This is a genomic window from Streptomyces sp. SID13726, from assembly GCF_010548375.1.
Taxonomy (GTDB): Bacteria; Actinomycetota; Actinomycetes; order Streptomycetales; family Streptomycetaceae; genus Streptomyces.
On sequence record NZ_JAAGLY010000006.1, the window covers coordinates 317,474 to 336,659 of the forward strand.

At 70.5% G+C, this 19,186-nt stretch carries 15 protein-coding genes and 2 pseudogenes; 5 read left to right on the top strand and 12 right to left on the bottom strand.

The genetic code is table 11. From position 1 onward, the window contains the following. Positions 1 to 206 precede the first annotated feature (206 nt). The 3 genes and pseudogenes from G3I78_RS52030 to G3I78_RS18555 all read right to left on the bottom strand — a co-directional run. Positions 207 to 1,094 (bottom strand): annotated as a pseudogene (locus G3I78_RS52030) (FtsK/SpoIIIE domain-containing protein); the annotation flags it as partial. Between the two features lie 102 nt (positions 1,095 to 1,196). Then, positions 1,197 to 1,886: pseudogene (locus G3I78_RS52035) on the bottom strand (caspase family protein); the annotation flags it as partial. A gap of 44 nt (positions 1,887 to 1,930) precedes the next feature. Then, positions 1,931 to 2,332, bottom strand: a complete 402-nt coding sequence (locus tag G3I78_RS18555; protein WP_164425828.1) for a hypothetical protein — start codon at positions 2,330 to 2,332, stop codon at positions 1,931 to 1,933. Between the two features lie 184 nt (positions 2,333 to 2,516). Between G3I78_RS18555 and G3I78_RS18560 the strand changes: the two genes are divergently transcribed. Both G3I78_RS18560 and G3I78_RS18565 read left to right on the top strand, forming a co-directional pair. Beyond that, positions 2,517 to 3,605: a hypothetical protein gene (locus G3I78_RS18560; RefSeq protein ID WP_164425829.1), complete on the top strand. Its 1,089-nt coding sequence runs from the start codon at positions 2,517 to 2,519 to the stop codon at positions 3,603 to 3,605. A 177-nt stretch (positions 3,606 to 3,782) separates the two neighbouring features. Next, the gene (locus tag G3I78_RS18565) at positions 3,783 to 4,529 is read left to right on the top strand and encodes an IclR family transcriptional regulator (RefSeq protein WP_164426287.1); all 747 of its coding nucleotides are present in this window, start codon (positions 3,783 to 3,785) and stop codon (positions 4,527 to 4,529) included. A gap of 12 nt (positions 4,530 to 4,541) precedes the next feature. Here the strand turns inward: G3I78_RS18565 and G3I78_RS18570 are convergent, their stop codons facing one another. The 9 genes from G3I78_RS18570 to G3I78_RS18610 all read right to left on the bottom strand — a co-directional run bounded on the left by G3I78_RS18570 (position 4,542) and on the right by G3I78_RS18610 (position 16,075). Then, positions 4,542 to 5,669, bottom strand: a complete 1,128-nt coding sequence (locus G3I78_RS18570) for an aromatic ring-hydroxylating dioxygenase subunit alpha (protein ID WP_164425830.1) — start codon at positions 5,667 to 5,669, stop codon at positions 4,542 to 4,544. A gap of 78 nt (positions 5,670 to 5,747) precedes the next feature. Continuing rightward, positions 5,748 to 6,908, bottom strand: coding sequence for an FAD-dependent oxidoreductase (locus G3I78_RS18575; protein WP_164425831.1), 1,161 nt, complete (start codon positions 6,906 to 6,908; stop codon positions 5,748 to 5,750). Continuing rightward, entirely contained in the window at positions 6,905 to 7,267 is a 363-nt protein-coding gene (locus tag G3I78_RS18580; protein WP_164425832.1) for a bifunctional 3-phenylpropionate/cinnamic acid dioxygenase ferredoxin subunit, read from the bottom strand. The genes G3I78_RS18575 and G3I78_RS18580 overlap by 4 nt, the downstream gene beginning before the upstream one ends. A 160-nt stretch (positions 7,268 to 7,427) precedes the next feature. Continuing rightward, a complete protein-coding gene (locus G3I78_RS18585; RefSeq protein WP_164425833.1) occupies positions 7,428 to 8,513 on the bottom strand; it encodes an S-(hydroxymethyl)mycothiol dehydrogenase in 1,086 nt (361 codons plus the stop codon). 266 nt (positions 8,514 to 8,779) lie between these two features. Next, positions 8,780 to 11,158, bottom strand: coding sequence for an excinuclease ABC subunit UvrA (locus G3I78_RS18590; protein ID WP_164425834.1), 2,379 nt, complete (start codon positions 11,156 to 11,158; stop codon positions 8,780 to 8,782). A gap of 54 nt (positions 11,159 to 11,212) precedes the next feature. Continuing rightward, positions 11,213 to 11,560 carry a VOC family protein gene (locus tag G3I78_RS18595; protein WP_164425835.1) on the bottom strand — a complete coding sequence of 116 codons (348 nt, stop codon included), beginning with the start codon at positions 11,558 to 11,560 and terminating at the stop codon, positions 11,213 to 11,215. 54 nt (positions 11,561 to 11,614) lie between these two features. Next, on the bottom strand, positions 11,615 to 12,205 hold the full coding sequence (locus G3I78_RS18600; RefSeq protein WP_164425836.1) for a TetR/AcrR family transcriptional regulator: 591 nt from the start codon (positions 12,203 to 12,205) through the stop codon (positions 11,615 to 11,617). A gap of 34 nt (positions 12,206 to 12,239) precedes the next feature. Next, positions 12,240 to 14,291, bottom strand: coding sequence for a discoidin domain-containing protein (locus G3I78_RS18605; RefSeq protein WP_164425837.1), 2,052 nt, complete (start codon positions 14,289 to 14,291; stop codon positions 12,240 to 12,242). Positions 14,292 to 14,449: 158 nt separating this feature from the next. Beyond that, positions 14,450 to 16,075, bottom strand: coding sequence for a cellulase family glycosylhydrolase (locus G3I78_RS18610; RefSeq protein ID WP_239157903.1), 1,626 nt, complete (start codon positions 16,073 to 16,075; stop codon positions 14,450 to 14,452). A 197-nt stretch (positions 16,076 to 16,272) separates the two neighbouring features. On the opposite strand from G3I78_RS18610, the gene G3I78_RS18615 reads away from it, so the two are divergent. From G3I78_RS18615 to G3I78_RS18625, 3 genes are all read left to right on the top strand, one after another. Then, on the top strand, positions 16,273 to 17,439 hold the full coding sequence (locus tag G3I78_RS18615) for a bifunctional class I SAM-dependent methyltransferase/NUDIX hydrolase (RefSeq protein ID WP_164425841.1): 1,167 nt from the start codon (positions 16,273 to 16,275) through the stop codon (positions 17,437 to 17,439). Between the two features lie 48 nt (positions 17,440 to 17,487). Further along, positions 17,488 to 17,874, top strand: coding sequence for a DUF779 domain-containing protein (locus G3I78_RS18620; RefSeq protein ID WP_164426289.1), 387 nt, complete (start codon positions 17,488 to 17,490; stop codon positions 17,872 to 17,874). A 72-nt stretch (positions 17,875 to 17,946) separates the two neighbouring features. Next, on the top strand, positions 17,947 to 19,185 hold the full coding sequence (locus G3I78_RS18625; protein ID WP_164425843.1) for a phosphodiester glycosidase family protein: 1,239 nt from the start codon (positions 17,947 to 17,949) through the stop codon (positions 19,183 to 19,185). Position 19,186: the final 1 nt, after the last annotated feature.

The window sequence follows — 19,186 nt, forward strand, 5'->3', positions numbered from 1 at the left end:
TGCACATATCCGTTGGTGAGCGGCGTGGGCTTCTTCGACTGGACCGTGACCACCTCGGCGAGAGGGATCACGCAGTCTCGGGCACCGGTCGCCTTGCCCATGAGCTTGCGTTTGATCTCGGCCCGATCGGCGTAGAGCGTCACCGTGGCGGCGTATCCCTTGAACACAAGCGGCGGAGCCTGAGCGGGGTCACGCCCGTGCCCGACGCAGTGGGCGACCACGGCGGCGATTTCGTCCTGGGTGACGAAGGCACTCTGGAACCGGACCGGTTCGCCGACCCCCGTCGACAGGAACAGACCGTCCCCCTTGTCGGTCAGCGTCTCCGCCCCGGGCCGGTCGAGAATGGCCCGCGAGTCGGCGGGCGTGGCGGTGGCGAAGGCGATCCGCGAGGGCACGTTGGCCTTGATGAGACCGGTGACGACGCCCGCCGCCGGCCGCTGTGTGGCGAGCACCAGGTGAATGCCGACGGTGTGCGCGAGTTGAGCGATCCGCACGATCGCGTCCTCGACGTCCCGTGGGGCGATCGCCATCAGGTCGGCGAGTTCGTGAACGATCACCAGGAGATACGGGTGCGGTCGTAGGTGCCGCTGACTCCCCGCACGAGCGGCGACGGTTCCCTCGTACACGGCCCGGTTGAAGTGGTCGATGTGGTGATGGCCGTGGGCCGCGAGGTCGCCGTAGCGGAGATCCATCTCCTTGAGGACCCGTTGCAGCGCCCCGACGGACCGGTTCACGTCGGTGACGATCGGGGTGAACAGATGCGGGATGTCCCTGTACGCCGCCATCTCGACTCGCCCTGGGTCAAGGAGCAGCATGCGGACGGCATCGGGGGCCGCCCTCGTCAGGATCGACGTGATCAGGCAGTCGATGAGCGACGTCGTACCCGAACCCATGGCACCGGCGACGAGGAGGTGCGGCGCCTTTGCGAGATCGGCCGACACGAAGCCGCCGTCGACGGCCTTGCCGATCGTGATCAGCATCGGGTGGTTGTCGTTGACCGCCCCGGCCGCGCGGAGCACATCACCGAGACGGACCAACTCCCTCTCAGAACGCTGGACTTCGCTACCGGTCGTCGCATCGCCGGAAACCGGGGAGGCGGGGCTCCGCTCACCCTCCGGCACGGACTCGACCGTCGGCTGCGGTTCGCTCCTGACGGCTCGGGCGATGCCCACCCGGTATTCGAGCGCGGTCCACAATTGCGGACTCTGCTTCACGCCGTCGGCGAGGAGTCGTTCGTAGACGTACTCGTACAGGTCATGGACGCTGACGGTGCCGTCTCCGTCCCGGTCCGCCGCTCCGGTACGAAGGCCCTCGATCACGGCTCCCGTGAACCGGGACGGTTCGGGCGACATCTCGGTGAGGTGTTCGCCTTCCCAGGCGTACTCGGTACGGTTCGTGGCCGTGAGGATCGCGCGGCCGTGCCCCGCCAGTTCTTCCTTGACGTGCACGGAGGTGTCGCCCTTGGCGCCCGTGAGGAAGGCACCGCTGTAGCAGCAGTCGAGAAGGACCACGATCGACCTCGCTCGGCAGTGGCGCATCTGGTCGTGCAGAAAGGCCGCGGAGATCGCGGTGGAGGCCAGCAGCCTCCGGTCGGTGTCCCTGGCGGCGAAGTAGAGCCGGCCGTTGTCGTCCTTGATGCCGTGGCACGAGAGGTGAAGCAGTAACAGGTCGTCCCGGCTGCGGTTGAGGAAGAACGTCTCCAGGCCGCGATTGACCTCATGCTGGGGCCGATCGATCACCTGAGTGACGTCGAACGCCCCGATGCCGGGGTCCTGAAGCACCGCCGCGAGTCCGGCGGCGTCCCGGGCCGGTGAACGGAGTTGCCCCAGCGCGGGATTCTCGTACGTACCTGTGGCGATGAGCAACGCGTCGCGGCTACCCACCACAGCCGCCCGCGAAGTACCTCACCATCCGTAAGGGGCACTCCGTGTCACGCACCGGCGGAACCTGTTCCACCTTCCGGCTCCGCGGGAGCGCCGGGCTGGTGGGCCAGGATGAACGCGTCCACGAGCCGACGCTGGTCCTCCGCCGAGGCCTGTTCCAGTTCGATGCTGTCGTCGCCGAGCTCCACCCGCACCTTGCGGACGGGGCGGTTGGTCATCCACGTCTCCAGCAGCCGCAGCACCCCTCGCAACGCGATCGGCGACAACGTCACGGCAAGGACACCGAGTGCGACCGCCTCGCCCGGCTTGGAACCCGCCGGAGCCTCGTCGACGCGGACCGTGTCCACACGGTCGACGTCCAGTTCGAGCAGCTCTGCCCTCAACTGCGCGGTGAGTTCGTCGAGTTCGACCAGATCACTGTCGGCGGATCCGTTCAGTGAGACGGTCATCAAGTCCGCGTCGGCCACAACACCCCCAGAGAGCCAGCTGAACAACAGAGCATATCGTCAACATCTGCCACGGCTGGCGGTGTTGAGTGCCGAGCGGGCCGAGGCACGATTCGCGCGGGGGCGCCCCCTCTGTACCCCGGTTCACCCGACGAGCCTGTCCGACCCCACCACTAGAGTTCCGGCCGTGAGCGACGACGTACACACGACCGATTCCGCGTCGGACCCGTCAGGGTCGGAGACGTGCTGGAGAGACCTGCGAAGGCTCGTGAACGCCGACCCGGAGGAGGGCGGCGGCGAGGCGTGGCGGGTGCTGTGGGTCACCGGGGCGCAGAATGACTCGCAGCTGGTAGGGCACGACGGTGGCGTGAACTCGGTGGTGACGGCCTTCTCGGACGGCCGGCGCATCGTGGTCAGCGGTAGCGCCGATCAGACCGTTCAGGTGCGGGAGTTGGAGAGCGGTCGGCCGCTCGGGCCGGCCTTGAGCGACCTCAGTGGCCGGGTGTGGGCCGTGGCCGCGGAGGTGGTGGACGGACGGCCGGTCGTCGTCACGGCCGGTGACTGGGCGGTGCGGGTGTGGGACCTCGCCGGCCGAGAGGCGATCCGTGAACTGCCGGGGGTCGACGGCGAGGTGTGGTGTGTGGGCACGGCCGTCGTCGAGGGGCGGGCGTGTGCGTTCGCGAGCGACGACGACGTAGCGGTTCGGGTGTGGGATCTGGCCGGCGGCGGGGAGCAGGTCCGTGAACTGACCGGGCACGACGACTTCGTGATGGCCGTCGACACGCTGGTGATCGACGGCAGGCCCCATGCCGTGGCCGCGATGAGCCGCGGCCGGATCTGGACGTGGGATCTGACCACCGGGCAGCCGGTCGGCGAGCCCCTCCCGGGGCACGACGGTGAGGCGTGGGCGGTCGCGACCGCGGTCGTCGACGGCAGGAACCACGTGATCACGGCGGGCTACGACGCCACCGTCCGCGTGTGGGACCTGGCCGCGGGGCGGGAGGTCGGCAGGCTGGTCGGCCATGAGGGCACCGTCTCCGCGGTGGTGTGCGCGGAGATCGGCGGCGAACTCCGGATCGTCACGGGTGGGGCCGACGGCACGGTGTGTCTGTGGGAGCCGGGGACCTGGCGGCGGACAGGCCGGGAGCTGGTGTTCCCCGCACCGGTCCACGCGCTGACCGTCACCCCGGAGGGCTCGCTCGTGGTGGGCTTCGGCGGCGACATCGCGGTCCTGGTTCCGCACGGCGACACTCGCACCGGCGAGAGCACCCCCTGACCCGGGAACCCCGCAGGTGGCAGCCCTGACCGGGCACACCCACACATCGGTGCGTACCAAGTGAAAGTACCTGGTCAGAGTCGCACGCGTAAACGGCTTGTACCGTACCGCGCGTATAGTTGCGTTGTGAGCAACTACAACCCGGAGAACGAAACGACAGGGTCGTCGAGCGGCGGGGTGCAGTCCGTCGACCGGGCCATTCACGTGATGGAGATCCTGGCCCGGCGCGGTGAGGCCGGAGTCAGTGAGGTGGCCGCCGAGATCGACGTCCACAAGTCCACCGCTTTCCGGCTGCTCGGCGCGCTGGAGGCGCGCGGGCTGGTGGAGCAGGCCGGTGAGCGCGGCAAGTACCGGCTCGGCTTCGGGATCGTGCGGCTCGCCGGCGCGGTCACCGGGCGGATCGACATCACCCAGCAGAGCCGCCCGGTCTGCGAGCGCCTCGCCGAGGAGATCGGCGAGACGGTGAACCTCGCGGTGATGCAGGAGCACTACGCGATCAACCTGTACCAGGTACGCGGCCCGGGCGCCGTCACCGCGCACAACTGGGTCGGTCAGCTGACCCCGCTGCACGCCACCTCAAGCGGCAAGATCCTGCTGGCCCACATGGCCGTGAAGGACCGCAGCGCGCTGTTGTCCGACACTGGTCTGAAGAAGATGACCGCGCGCACCCTGACCGCGAAGACCAAGCTGGAGAAGAACCTCGCCGAGGCCCGGGAGCGCGGCTACTCCTGGACCCTGGAGGAGTTCGAGGAGGGCCTGCACGCGATGGCCGCCCCGGTCCGCGACCGTGACGGCGAGGTCATCGCGGCCCTCAGCGCCTCCGGACCCGCCTACCGGCTCACCGAGGACCGTATGCACGCGCTCGCCCCGGTGCTGGTCAAGGGCGCCCAGGAGATCAGCCACCGCATGGGCTACCTGGGCTGAGCGCCCGGCGGGCTACCTGGGCCGAGCCCCCAGCCGCGTCTGGACCCAGTCGTGGAACTCCCCGATGTGATGCTCACTGGGCACCAGGACACCGCCCTTGGCGTACAGGCGTGAACTCATCCCGGGCTGGGTGCGCTCGCAGGCGTCGAAGTCCTGGCGGTTGACCCGGTCGAAGAGCTCCACCGACCGGCTGACGTCCTTGCCGCTCTCCACCACGTGCGGCAGATACAGCCAGTCGCACTCGACGACCGTGCGGTCCACGGCGAGCGGGTACATCCGGTGGAAGATCACATGGTCCGGCACCAGGTTCACGAACACCTGCGGCCGCACGGTGATCGCGTAGTAGCGGCGGTCCTGTTCCTCCGAGACCCCCGGGATGCGGTCGAGGCCCTCCGAGCCGTCGATCGTGAAGCCCCGCACGTCCTCGCCGAACTCGGCGCCGTGGCCCACGTAGTACTGCGCCGCGTATCCGTCGGCGAACTCCGGGAGCACCTCGGTCAGTTCGGGGTGGATCGTCGCGCAGTGGTAGCACTCCATGAAGTTCTCGATGATGAGCTTCCAGTTGGCCTTGACGTCGTAGACGATCCGCCGGCCGACCTGGAGGTTGTCGATGTCGTAGCGCTCGATCGACTCGGTGTCGCCCAGCCGGTCGACCACGTCCCGCACGACCTCGTCGAAGGGCGGGGGGTCCTCGGCCAGGCACACCCACACATAACCCAGCCACTCCCGCACCGCCACGCCGGCCAGGCCGTACTCGGTGCGGCCCACGTCGGGCATCTTGGTCAGGTTGGGCGCCGCGACCAGCTTGCCCGTCAGGTCGTACGTCCAGGCGTGGTACGGGCATTGGAAGGCCCGCTTGACCTCGCCGGACTCCTCGGTGCACAGCTTGGCGCCCCGGTGCCGGCACACATTGAAGAACGCGCGGACCGAGCCGTCCCGCGCCCGCGTGATCAGGATGCTCTCGCGGCCCACCGCCACGGTCCGGAAGGCACCGGGCCGCGGCAGGTCGGCGGCGCGGACGGCGCAGAACCACATCGCTTCGAAGATGCGCTCCTGCTCCTGGGCGAAGATCCCGGGATCCGTGTAGGAGGAGCCGGGGAGGGTGGCGATCAGGCTGTCCGGCAGGCTGGTCGAGGTCACAGTGCACTCCTCGGGGAACGTCGGGGGGACCGGTGATGCGCACGCCGGGAGGAGTGACTCCGGACGTCGTGGTGCGGGTCAGGCCGCGGTGGCGAGCTGCTTGCGCCACCGTGTGAACAGGCGCGGCTGGTTCATCCCGAGCACGGCGACGGGATGTCCGGCACGCCGGTAGACGGCCAGGACGTTGCGGTCGTCCGGGGCGCCCTCCTCGACGGCCACGCTGTCGGCGCCGGCCGCGTGACCGGCGAACTGGATCTTGACGCCGTACTGGTCCGACCAGAAGTACGGCGGCCTGGGCAGCCCCGGCTGTGCCGCACCCCCCGCCAGCAGCGCGGCCACGGCGGCGTCGGGTCGCTCCCGGGCGCCGGTCCAGTGCTCGACGCGGCGGTGCAGGCCCGCGCGCGGGTCGTACCAGGAGGCGCAGTCGCCGACCGCGACCACGCCGGGCAGGCCGGTGCGGCCGTCGGCGCCGCACTCGACGCCGTCGGTGAGCGCGAGTCCGGAGCCGGTGAGCCAGTCGACGCACGGGCGGGCGCCGACGCCCACGACCACGAGGTCGGCGGGGACGCTGCGGCCGTCCTCCAGCAGGACGGCGTCGACCCGGCGCTCACCGCCGAGCCCCTTGACGCCGACACCGCACAGCAGCCGTACGCCGTGGTCGGCGTGGAGCGCGGAGACGACGGCGCCCATGGTCGCGCCGAGCGGCCCGGCCAGCGGGGTCGGGGCCGCTTCCACGACCGTCACGTCGAGTCCGAGGGCGTACGCGGTGGAGGCGACCTCGGCGCCGACGAACCCGCCGCCGATCACCACCAGCCGTCCCCCGAGGGCGAGTTCGTCCCGCAGCGCGCGGGCGTCGTCCAGGGTGCGCAGGGTGTGCACCCCGGCCAGGCCCGCGGTGCCGGGGAGGGTGCGGGCGGCGGCGCCGGTCGCGATGACGACGCCGTCCGCCCGGACCTCGCTGCCGTCGGCGAGCCGTACGGCGTGCCGCGGGCCGTCGAGACCGACGGCCCGGGTGCCCAGCAGCCACTCGGCCCGCAGGTCCTCGTCGTCGGACTCCAGCGCGAGGTCGGTCTCGCCCAGGGTCCCGGCGAGGAACTCCTTGGACAACGGCGGCCTGTCGTACGGGCGGTGGAGTTCGTCGCCGATGACGACGAGCCGTCCGTCGTACCCCTGCCTGCGCAGTGAGCGCGCCGCCGACAGTCCGGCCAGCGAGGCGCCGACGACGGCCACCGTCCTCACGCGGGACCCCCGGCGAGCCGGGCCGCGACGCAGGGCGGCAGGTTGGGGGCGTCCGTGGAGAGCCGGACGTAGATCATGCCGTCCTCGACGTGGACCTCGTGCGTGCGCACCGGGCGCTTGGCCGGCGGGGCGTCGACGGCTCCCGTGCGCAGGTCGAACTTCGAGGCGTGCAGCGGGCATTCGACCTCGCAGCCCTCCAGCCAGCCGTCGGCGAGCGAGGCGTCCTGATGGGTGCAGGTGTCGTCGATGGCGAAGACCTCGCCGTCGTCGGTGTGGAACACCGATACCGGCGGATCGATGTCGAGCCGGTAGGCCTCGCCTCGGGGCAGGTCCACGAGACGGCACGCGGGAATCATCATGACACCTCGGTGCGTATAGCGAAACGGATTGCGGTGAACGCAACGTCAGTTTGGGGGCGCCCGCAAACCCTTGTCAAGGAGTCCAGAGGGCGGACGCGGCCATGAATCGGTGTTGCGTCACACACAACACTCTGCGCGATGAACAACACCGGGCGGCTTCTCACAGCACCACGACGGAGCGCAGCACCTCACCGCGGTGCATCTTCTCGAACGCCTTCTCCACGTCCCCTAGGCCGATGGTCTCGGAGACGAACGCGTCCAGGTCGAAGCGTCCCGACAGATAGAGGTCGACGAGGGCCGGGAAGTCCCGGGAGGGCAGACAGTCGCCGTACCAGGAGGACTTGAGGGCGCCGCCGCGGCCGAAGACGTCGAGCAGCGGCAGTTCGAGCTTCATCTCCGGGGTGGGCACACCGACCAGGACGACCGTGCCGGCGAGGTCGCGGGCATAGAAGGCCTGCTCGTACGTCTCCGGGCGGCCGACCGCCTCGACGACGACGTCGGCGCCGAAGCCGCCGGTCAGTTCCCGCACCGCTTCCACCACGTCCGCCGTGGAGCCGTCGACGACATGGGTGGCGCCCATGCCGAGGGCCCGCTCCAGCTTGCGCGGGTCGACGTCGACGGCGATGACCTTGGCCGCCCCGGCGAGCCTCGCCCCCGCGACGGCCGCCATGCCGACCCCGCCGCAGCCGATGACGGCGACGGAGTCACCGCGGCCGACGGCACCGGTGTTCACGGCCGCGCCGAAACCGGCCATGACACCGCAGCCGAGCAGTCCGGCGGCGGTCGCGGGGGCCGCCGGGTCCACCTTGGTGCACTGCCCGGCGGCGACCAGCGTCTTCTCGGCGAAGGCCCCGATGCCGAGCGCGGGGGCGAGCGGGGTGCCGTCGAGCAGGGTCATCGGCTGCGTGGCGTTGTGGGTGTCGAAGCAGTACCAGGGCCGCCCGCGCCGGCAGGCCCGGCAGTTCCCGCACACCGCGCGCCAGTTGAGGATCACGAAGTCGCCCGGCGCGACACCGGTGACGCCCTCCCCGACCGCTTCGACGCGCCCGGCCGCCTCGTGTCCGAGCAGGAAGGGGAACCCGTCGCTGATCCCGCCCTCCCGGTAGTGCAGATCGGTGTGGCAGACCCCGCACGCCTCGACCGCGACCAGCGCCTCGCCCGGACCCGGGTCGGGGACGACGATCGTCTCGACGGAGACGGGGGCGCCCTTGGAGCGGGCGATGACGGCACGGACCTCATGAGCCATGGGTTGCTCCTCGATACGGGAAGTACTCGTTGCCTAATCAGGCACACGACTCGTCATGCGCAACCGAGCATCGGGGAGCGGGACGGCGAGGGTCAAGAGGTCGGCTCCGGCCGGAACGACTCGGCCGGATCAGAACACGACCGCCCGCCCCGGCCGGGCCGGAGCGGGCGATGCGCAGGGGGCCGTACGCGACACGTCACGCCCGGCGGGCCACGCGGAGCGGGCCGTACGGACGGCGGGCCGTACGACGAGCAGCGGGCCGCCGGTCAGGCGCCGACGTACGCCGCCAGGTGCTCCGCGGTCACCGTCGACCCCGCCGCGACGAGTTCCGCCGGTGTCCCCTCGAAGACGATCCGGCCACCGTCGTGCCCCGCACCCGGGCCGAGGTCGATGATCCAGTCGGCGTGGGCCATGACCGCCTGGTGGTGCTCGACGACGATGACGGACTTGCCGGAGTCGACGAGCCGGTCGAGCAGCGCGAGGAGCTGTTCGACGTCGGCGAGGTGGAGCCCGGTCGTCGGCTCGTCGAGGATGTAGACGCCGCCCTTGTCGCCCATGTGGGTCGCCAGCTTCAGCCGCTGCCGCTCGCCGCCGGACAGGGTGGTGAGCGGCTGGCCCAGGGTGAGATAGCCGAGCCCGACGTCCGAGAGCCGCTGGAGGATCCGGTGTGCGGCCGGGGTACCCGCCTCGCCCGTGCCGAAGAACTCCTCGGCCTCCGTCACCGGCATCGCGAGCACCTCGCTGATGTCCCGCCCGCCGAGGTGGTACTCCAGCACCGAGGCCTGGAACCGCTTCCCCTCGCACTCCTCGCACGTGGTCGCGACCCCGGCCATCATCGCGAGGTCGGTGTAGACGACTCCGGCCCCGTTGCAGGTGGGGCACGCACCCTCGGAGTTGGCGCTGAACAGCGCCGGCTTCACGCCGTTGGCCTTCGCGAACGCCTTGCGGATCGGTTCGAGCAGTCCGGTGTACGTCGCCGGGTTGCTGCGCCTCGATCCGCGGATGGCGCCCTGGTCGACGGAGACGACCCCCTCCGTGACCGGGATCGACCCGTGCACCAGCGAGCTCTTGCCGGACCCGGCGACCCCGGTGATCACGGTCAGCACGCCCAGCGGGATGTCGACGTCGACACCCTGGAGGTTGTGCGTGGACGCCCCGCGGATCTCCAGTGCGCCGGTCGCCTTGCGGACCGTGTCCTTGAGTCCTGACCGGTCGTCGAAGTGGCGCCCGGTGACGGTGTCGCTCTTCCGCAGCCCCCCGACGGTGCCCTCGAAGCAGACCGAGCCGCCCGCGGTACCGGCGCCGGGGCCGAGGTCGACGACGTGGTCGGCGATCGTGATCGTCTCCGGCTTGTGCTCCACGACCAGGACCGTGTTGCCCTTGTCCCGCAGGCGCAGCAGCAGGCTGTTCATGCGCTGGATGTCATGCGGGTGCAGCCCGATGGTGGGCTCGTCGAAGACGTAGGTGACGTCGGTGAGCGAGGAGCCGAGATGGCGGATCATCTTGGTGCGCTGGGCCTCGCCGCCGGACAGGGTGCCCGAGGGACGGTCGAGGGAGAGATAGCCGAGCCCGATCTCCACGAAGGAGTCGAGGGTCTCCCCCAGCGCCGTCAGCAGCGGCCCGACCGAGGGCTCGTTCAAGTCACGGACCCATTCGGCCAGGTCGCTGATCTGCATCGCGCAGGCGTCGGCGATGCTGATCTTCTTGATCTTCGAGGACCGGGCGCCCTCGTTGAGCCGGGTGCCGTCGCACTCGGGACAGGTCGTGAAGGTGACCGCGCGGTCCACGAACTCCCGGATGTGCGGCTGCATCGACTCGCGGTCCTTGGCGAGCATCGACTTCTGGATGCGCGGGATCAGACCCTCGTAGGTCATGTTGATGCCCGCGATCTTCATCCGGGTCGGCTCGCGGTACAGGAAGTCCTGGAGCTCGCGCTTGGTGTACTTGCGGATCGGCTTGTCCGGGTCGTAGAAGCCGGACTCGCTGTAGAGCCGGTAGCCCCAGCCGCCGGCCTTGTAGCCGGGGATGGTCAGCGCGCCCTCGTTGAGCGACTTGGAGTCGTCGTAGAGCTGGGTGAGGTCGACGTCGTTGACGCTGCCCCGGCCCTCGCAGCGCGGGCACATGCCGCCGACGATGCTGAAGCTGCGGCGCTCCTTCACGGTCTGCCCGCCGCGCTCCATGGTCACCGCGCCCGCCCCGCTGATGGAGGCCACGTTGAAGGAGAACGCCTTGGGCGAGCCGATGTGCGGGGTGCCGAGTCTGCTGAAGAGGATGCGGAGCATCGCGTTGGTGTCGGTGACGGTGCCGACCGTGGAGCGCGGGTCGCCGCCGAGGCGCTGCTGGTCGACGGTGATCGCGGTGGTCAGGCCGTCCAGGACGTCGACCTCGGGCCGGGCCAGGGTCGGCATGAAGCCCTGCACGAAGGCGCTGTAGGTCTCGTTGATCAGCCGCTGCGACTCGGCGGCGATGGTGTCGAACACCAGCGAGCTCTTGCCGGAGCCGGAGACTCCGGTGAAGACCGTGAGCCGGCGCTTCGGGATCTCGATGCTGACGTCCTTGAGGTTGTTCTCGCGCGCCCCGTGCACACGGATCAGGTCGTGACTGTCAGCGGCGTGCAGGTCGCCGGTCCTGGTGGCCTTGCTCATGGTGGTGCGTCCTCCCGTTTCGACAGCTTCGAACACTATGTCGACGTACGCGTCTCAGCGCAGCTCCTGGACGCGGATCGTGTTGCCCGCGGGGTCGAGGAAGGCACAGTCCCGGACGCCGTACGGCTGCTCGATCGGCTCCTGGATCACCTCGGCGCGGGCCTGGAGCCGCTCGAACACGGCGTCGAGGTCGGGGGTCGTGAGCAGGAGCGCGGGATCGTCGCCCGCCGGGTGCAGGACGACCGCGGTGCCGGGCTGGTCCGCCGGGCCGACCGTGATCCGACGCGTGCCGTCGCGTCCGACGTCACCGCGGACCTCGAAGCCGAGCACATCCCGGTAGAAGGCCAGGGAGGCCTCCGGGTCGTGGTGCGGGAGGAAGCCCGCCCGAATCCTGATGTCCATGCCCGCCACGCTAGCCAGGGCCCCGGACCGGCGCTTCTCGAATCCTGACCGGTCTCAGCGCACCAGGCCGGCGATGTGCGCGGTGACCGTGTCGAGGATGTCCGCCCAGGCGGCCGCGTCGCCGAGGACGAGGTAGTTCAGGGTGAGTCCGTCGGTCATGGCCGCGAGATAGCGGGCCAGGACGGAGACGGGCACCCTCAGCTCCAGCTCCATGTCCTTGCGCAGCTGCTCGATCAGCTCGGCGTACGCCTCGCCGTACAGCTCGTACTGGCGTCTGGCCAGGTGCTCGAACCCGGGCTCGCGCAGCGCGTACTGGGTGAGCTCGTAGGTGAGCATGTGCGCCTCGGGGTGGGCGCGGACGTGGTCCCAGTACGCCCGGAACCCGGCGGCGACGGTCTCCTCCAGGGTGCCCCTGGGCCGCAGCGCCTCCTGCACCACGCTCACCGAGTGATCGGTGAGCGTGGTGATCACGGCCTCGATCAGGGCCTGCTTGGAGTCGAAGCAGTAGTGGAAGACGCTGAGGGACACGCCGGCCTCGGCGGCGATGGACCGGGTCGTCGTCTTCGAGACGCCGTCCCGGGCCATCGCCCTGATCGCCGCTTCCGTCAGCTGTCTGCGCCGCTCCGCCGACGGCATGCGCGCCATGCTCGTCCCCCGCTTCCCTGCGCTGTCGATGCGATCAGCCGCTGTGCACGCCGACCTCGTAGAGCGAGTATCCCCAGTCGGTGCCCCGGTCGAGACCGTGGACGCGGACGTAACGGGCCGGTGTCCCCGCGAACTTGGCGGTGTCGAGACCGCCGTCGCCGGAGGTGGTGGACCAGGCGGTCGTCCAGTTCGAACCGTCGGTCGACAGCTCGATCCGGTACGACTTCCCGTACGCCCGCTCCCAGTCGAGCGTCACCTTGGAGACCAGGTTGGTGGAGCCCAGGTCGACCTGCCACCACTGGTCGTCGCTCCAGTCACTGGCCCAGCGGCTGGAGTCGTCGCCGTCCACGGCCCGCCCCGGCTGATAGCTGGTGAACGGGTTGGACTCCGACGAACTCGCCGTCGCTGTACGCCCGTCGGCGAGGTTCACGGACGCCTGGTGCCGCTCCGTCGAGCCCCAGGTGCCGAGGTAGGACTCGGCGCCCCGGAACAGGTCGTCGACCACGTCCTGCCCGCCGACGAGCCGGATGTCCTCGATCCAGTCGGGGATCATCCCGACATGGGCGGCCCCGTCGGTGTTGAAGTCGAAGGTGCGCTGCCCGGAGGTCTGCCTGTCGATCACCGAGCCGCCGTCGACGCTCTTGAAGGGGTACGTCACCTTGTTCGCGGCGTCCGCTCCGCGCGGTGCGGGGTGGTCGCCGATGCCGTTGAAGTCGGTGCCGTAGCCGTATCCGACGCCGTACTTGTCGCGCAGCGCGTCGGTGCGCTTCGCCTCGGCGGCGAACCCTTCGGAGCCGTGCATGTACTGGGCGACGAACCCGCCCAACGAGTACACGCGCTCGGTCCAGTTGAGGTCCATCCAGCTGTGCGAGGAGATGACGCCCGGGTAGTTGGCGGCCTCGAAGATGTCGAGGGCCTGCCCGGTCGCCTTGACGCTCATGTGGTCGATCTCGAGCATCATCTTGCGTTTCATCATGCCGCGCACGGCGTACTCACCGAGATCGGTGAGGCCCCGGACGTTGCACTGCGCGTTCTTGTCGTACGACGGCACCTCGACGCCGTCCGGCAGGTCCTCCTCGGCCTCCGTGGCGGCCGTGCCGATGGGGTTGTCGTGCTGCGGGCCCTTGCAGGTCTCGGTCTGCCAGAAGGTGCCGGTGGACAGGAACTGGCCGACGTTGATGGCGGTTCCGAGGCCGCCCTCGTCGAAGCGGACCCCGCACAGGGCGTTGTCGAACTTGTGGCACAGGAACATCGAGCGCACCCCGAGCCCGTACAGCTCGTCGAGGCCCTTGTCGATGTCGGCCTTGCTGCACTGGCCGATGTCGAGGATCTGCTTGCAGCCGAACGGCTCGGAGGTCTCGACACCGAGGACGACCGCCAACTTGCCCTGTTCGATGACCTGTCGGGCCTGCGTGCTGTCGGTGACGATCCGGAACCAGCCCTTGCCGGTGCCGCCGTACATCTTGTCGATGAAGGCCTGGAGGTCGTAAGTGAGCTTGGCCTGGAGGCGGATCGAGGTCATCTCGTCACAACTGCGGTCCTTGAACGGGTAGATGGAGCAGATCATCCCGTTGGTCACGAGGTCGTTGACGAGCACCCGCTGGCCACCGCGCCAGGCCCGCTCGACCCAGGCGTAGTAGTTGGCCTGATGGGTCATCGAGTCGTACGCCGGCCAGTCCTTGAAGGTGGGCCAGCCGACCGGGTCGTGCTTGCCGTCGCCGCCGTGGGTGATGTAGTCGAAGAGCGCGAGGCTGCCGTCGGGGTAGTGCTCGGGGCAGTCCTTGAGCGCGTCGGCGACTCCGGACTCGGAGAACACCTTGCCGCAGATCAGCCGTCCGCCGAAGGCCTCGTTGGAGAAGAGGTGGTTGTGGGCGTCGACGAACCCCCGTACCTTGCCCGCCGCGTCGGTGCCGGTGAACGGCGCTCCGGTGACGTTGATCTGGGCGTCGGGGGTGGGCCGGGCCGTCGGTGTCCACCAGTCGGTGGCCGCCGAACTCGGCGTGGGGCCGAGGATGGTGGCCAGCACCAGGAAGAGCACGGAGACGACGGTGATGTTCTTGCGTCTGCGGCAGGAGCGTCCAGCCATGGCCCACGTCCCTCGGTCGGCGGGAGGGCGCCGTCGGCCGAGGGCACTTGGACTGCCCTTGGGATTGTCATGACCGGCGCAATATGTGCGTCGAGGATCGCGAGTGAGCGCGTTCCGAGTCAAGAGTCCGGGACAGTTGACCTGATACCTAGGGGTCATCAACCGTTCACGCAGGAAGCCCCGTTGAGAGTGAAGGCGGCGGGCGCGGTGTTCGCGGTGCCCTTGGTGCCGATGAAGCCGACGGTGACGGACCCTCCGGCGGGGATGGTGTTGGTGTAGGAGGCCGGGGTGACGGTCACCGCGCCACCGCTCTGCGCGGCGGTCCCGCCCCACATGTTGGAGACGGTCTGTCCGTCGGCGAAGGCGAAGCCGAGTTTCCAGCCGGTGACGGCGGCCGTGCCGGTGTTGCGGAGGGCGATCTCGCCCTGGAAACCGCCGGGCCAGTCGCCGACCACGCGGTAGCCGACCGAGCAGCTCCCGGCGGGCGTGGCGGTGGTGGTGACGCTCACCGCGGCCGAGCGCGCCGAGCGGTTCCCGGCGGCGTCACGGGCGTAAACGGCAAAGGAGTACGCCGTGTTCGCGGTCAGCCCGGTCACGGTCACCAAGTTTCCCGTGGCGGCCGCGACCGTGGTCTCGGTGCCGCCGCTGACGCGGACGACGTCGTATCCGGCGACGCCGACGTTGTCGGTGGAGGCGGTCCAGGACAGTTGCGCCGAGGTGGCCGTCACCGCCGAGGCGGTCGGGGTTCCGGGCGCGGTCGGGGCCTGGGTGTCGCCGGAGCCGCCGCCGAAGACGGTCGCCTCCTTCGCGGTCTGCGCGATGCCGTTGACGCCGTTGAAGATCCGCTTGCCCCATGAAGTCATCTGCGCCGGGTCGAAGTTGAGCACCAGGTCGAGGATCGGGTCGGTGTTGCCGCTCCAGGACCAGGCCAGGTAGCCGATGTCGAGCTGTTCGGCGGTGGCCATCATGGTGTCCTCGTCGGGATCGCCCCACTGGTCGGCGGGGCCGCCGAACTCGCCTATGAGGATGGGCAGTTCGGCGTTCACGAAGGCGTTCAGGTAGTCGGTGATCTCGGCGGCGGTGTCGAAGACGCTGTACATGTGGATCGAGAAGATGAGGTTGCCGGTGGTGTCGGCGGCGTACACGGCCTGGGCGTTGGTGCGCATGACCTGCTGCCAGTCCTGGCCCCAGTTGGGCGCGTCCACCATGATCGTGTGCTGGAAACCGGCGTTGCGCAGTTTCTGGATCGCGGCGATCGTCGGGGCGGTCCAGCCGGCCGGATCGGTGTTGCCCCAGGGCTCGTTGCCGATGTTGATGACGATGTAGTCCTCTTGGCCGGCGAGCACGCTCTTCAGGCCGATCCAGTAGTCGGCGGCCTGGTCGAGGGTGCCTGCGGCGGTGTCCTCGCCGTAGCCGGTGGTGTCGTGCACCTCCAGGACGCAGATCAGCCGGTTGGCCTTGCACTGCGCGATCACATTGGCCACGTCCGAGGCGCTGTTGGCGGTCCAGCGGTGGCCGTCGGCGAGGACCACCCGGACGGTGTTGGCGCCCTGCGCCTTGATGTCGGCCAGCGAGCCCAGCTCGTTGGGGTACCAGGTGTGGGCGTGGTTGACGCCCCGCATCACGAAGTCGTTGCCGTTGCCCTCGACCAGCCGGCCGTTGCTGATGTGCAGACCGGTGGCCTGGGTGCCGGGCTCCTGGGCGGCCTGGGCCGTGCCGGGGCAGAGGGCACCGAGCAGCACCAGCCCGACGAGGGCGGCCAGCCGGGCCAGGAGCGTGACCAAGGGGCTCTTTCCTGTTCTTCTCACTGCGACTCCAGGGGTGGGTGAGGCAGTCGGAAGGGCTATGGGAGCGCTCCCATAGAAGCCACTCCGTCAAGTACACGTCAAGATGCGCGACGGCAAAGGGCGCTGCTCGTGACCGCCGGAGGACCCGTCGGCGCCCGCATAGAGTTCCGTGACCACCACCCCTGGGAGGCACGTTGACCACGCGACCCGTCGACCCCAACTCCGTGAACGCCGAGGCCTGGCACGCCTACGGCGAGCACCATCTGCGGCGCGGCACGGTGCTGCCGGAGCTGGAGCGGTTCGACTGGGGGCTGCGCGGCATCGGCCCCGGCGCCGAGATCCTCGGTGACCTCGCCGGGCGGCGCGTCCTGGACCTCGGCTGCGGTCCGGCCCGGCACGCGGCGCACCTCGTCCGGGCCCACGGCGCCTCGGTGGACGCGGTCGACTCCTCCCCCGGCCAGCACGAACGCGCCCGCGCCCGCTACGGCTCCCTCCCCGGCCTGCGCCTGATCAGGGCCGACGCCGTCGAGCACCTCGCCGCCGCGGAGCCGTACGACGTCGTCTACTCCGTCAACGGGCTGCCGTACATCGACCCCCGAGTGCTGCTGCCCGCCCTCGCCACCGCGCTCCGCCCCGGCGGGACGCTGTGTTTCACCGTGCTGCACACCAACTCCCGCGGTGACGGCCCCTCGCCGGTCGTCGAGTCCCGGCCCGAGATCCTGCGGTTCGCCGGGGGCGGGGAGGCCGTCGTGCGCATGTGGGTGCTGACACCGGAGCTCTGGACCGACCTGCTCGGCGAGCAGGGACTGCGGGTCGAGGGGATCGACGTCCTCGACGCACCGGAGGAGGGCAACCACGCCTCGTACCGGATCTTCCGGGCCACCCGGCCGGTCCGGGTCTCCGCACGCCCGCGCACCGCCCGGGGCCCGGTGCCGCACGCCGCGCTCGGTGTCGGCGCCATCCTGTACGGCCCGCACGGACTGCTCCTCGGCCGGCACCGGCGCGGCACCTGGGAGCTGCCCGGCGGCACGGTCGAGCCGGGCGAGTCGCTGGAGGAGACGGTGGTGCGCGAACTCCGCGAGGAGACCGGGATCGAGGCCGCCCTGTCCGACGTACGCCTGCTGGGCACGCTCCTCGACGACGTCGACGGCGTGGTCCGGATGACCGTGGCCACCCAGGTCACCGCCTGGCGGGGTGAGCCCTCTGACCAGCCCGGCGAACGCGTCGGCGACTGGCGCTGGTTCGCCCTGGACCGGCTCCCCGAGGGCCTGTTCGTATGCAGCGCCCAGGGCCTCACCGCCTGGCGCCCGGACCTGCCGATCGACCACACACCGGCGCACTTCACGACGTACGCCGGTTAAGAGGTGTGCAACCCCCTCGCAACCTTCGCCGTGCTGGACTCGACGACCATGGACGAGGATTCCGCACGTGCCGGGTACGACGAGGTGCCGCGTGTCGAGCTCACGCCGGCGGCCGCCGAGCTGCTGCGCAGGCTGCACGGGATGCACGGGCCGCTGATGTTCCATCAGTCGGGTGGCTGCTGCGACGGGAGCGCGCCGATGTGCTATCCGGCGGGCGAGTTCCGTACCGGTGGCTCGGACGTGCTGCTGGCCGAGCTGGACGTGGCGGGGGTCGAGGAGCCGGTGACGTTCTGGATGTCGCGGAGCCAGTTCGAGGTGTGGAGCCACACCCGCCTGATCGTCGATGTCGTCGAGGGACGGGGCAGCGGATTCTCGCTGGAGGCACCCGAGGGGGTGCGTTTCCTCATCCGTTCGCGTGTGGTCGGCGCCCAGTAGCCCCTCGGGCCGTCGTCGTCTGGTGCACTTCCCCTGGGTTCTGGGACAGTTGACGCGACCTCAGGGAGAGCTGTGACGCACCGTCAAAGACGTTTCGGCGCAGGCAGATCGGTACTGACGTTCCTCGCGGCACTCGGCACGCTGGCCGGTGCGGCCCTGGTGGGGGCGGCACCGGCCGGCGCCGCGCCGGAGTGGACACAGCTCGCGTCGGGCGTCGGGTACCGGCAGTTCGACATCTACGCGGCCGCGGGGGTGACCCGCGCCCATGTGCTCCGGGTGGACCTGCGCGATCCGCGGGTGCGGCTGGAGCTGCTGTACCCGGGGGCGGTGGCCGCGCGGGCCCCGGTGTCCCGGCTGGCCACCGCGCAGGGCGCCCTCGCGGGGGTGAACGGCGACTTCTTCAACATCACGGAGACCCAGCACCCCGGCGTCGAGGCCACCGGCGCGACCGTGGGCCCGGCGATCGCCGAGGGCCGCGAGCTGAAGGCGGCGGTGCCGAACGGCCAGCGCTTCGGCCCCGCGCTGCCGCCCGGCACCGGCACCGAGGACGTGTTCGGGGTGGGCACCGACCGACGGGCCCGGCTGGACGACCTGGCCCTCGACGGGTCCGTCGGCACCCCGGACGGGCAGCTCCCGCTGGGCGGGCTCAACCAGTACGCGCTGCCGGTGGGTTCGGTCGGGGCCTACACCTCGGACTGGGGCAGCGTGTCCCGGGTGCGGGCGACCTGCGGGACGGACACCGACCGGGCCGCGCCGTGCAGCACCGACACCTACGAGGTGACGGTCCGCGCCGGCCAGGTCGTCTCCGCGGCGGACACCCCGGGCAGCGGGCCGATCGCCGACGGCACCACCGTGCTCGTGGGCCGCGAGGCGGGCGCGCAGCAGCTCCGGAAGCTCTCCGTCGGTGAGGCGGTGACGGTCCGGCACCGGCTGGTCGCGGCCTCGTCGTGGGTCCCGTACCGCTTCGCGCTCGGCGGCTACCCGGTCCTCACCGACGGCCTTCCCCTGCCCGGCCTCGACGACACGACGTCCGCCGTGCGTACGGCCGTGGGGCTCGCGGACGGCGGGCGGCGGCTGTACCTGCTCGCGCTGGACGGGGCACCGGCCTACCGCACCGGGCTGACCATCGCCGAAGTGGCCGACACCATGCGGACGTTGGGCTCGGCCGACGCCTTCAGCCTGGACGGCGGCGGCTCCACGACGATGGCCGCCCGGATGCCGGGCACGACCGCCGTCACCGCCCTCAACCACCCCTCGGGCGGGGCCGAACGCCCCGTCCCGAACGGCATCGGCGTCTTCTCCGGGAGCTGAG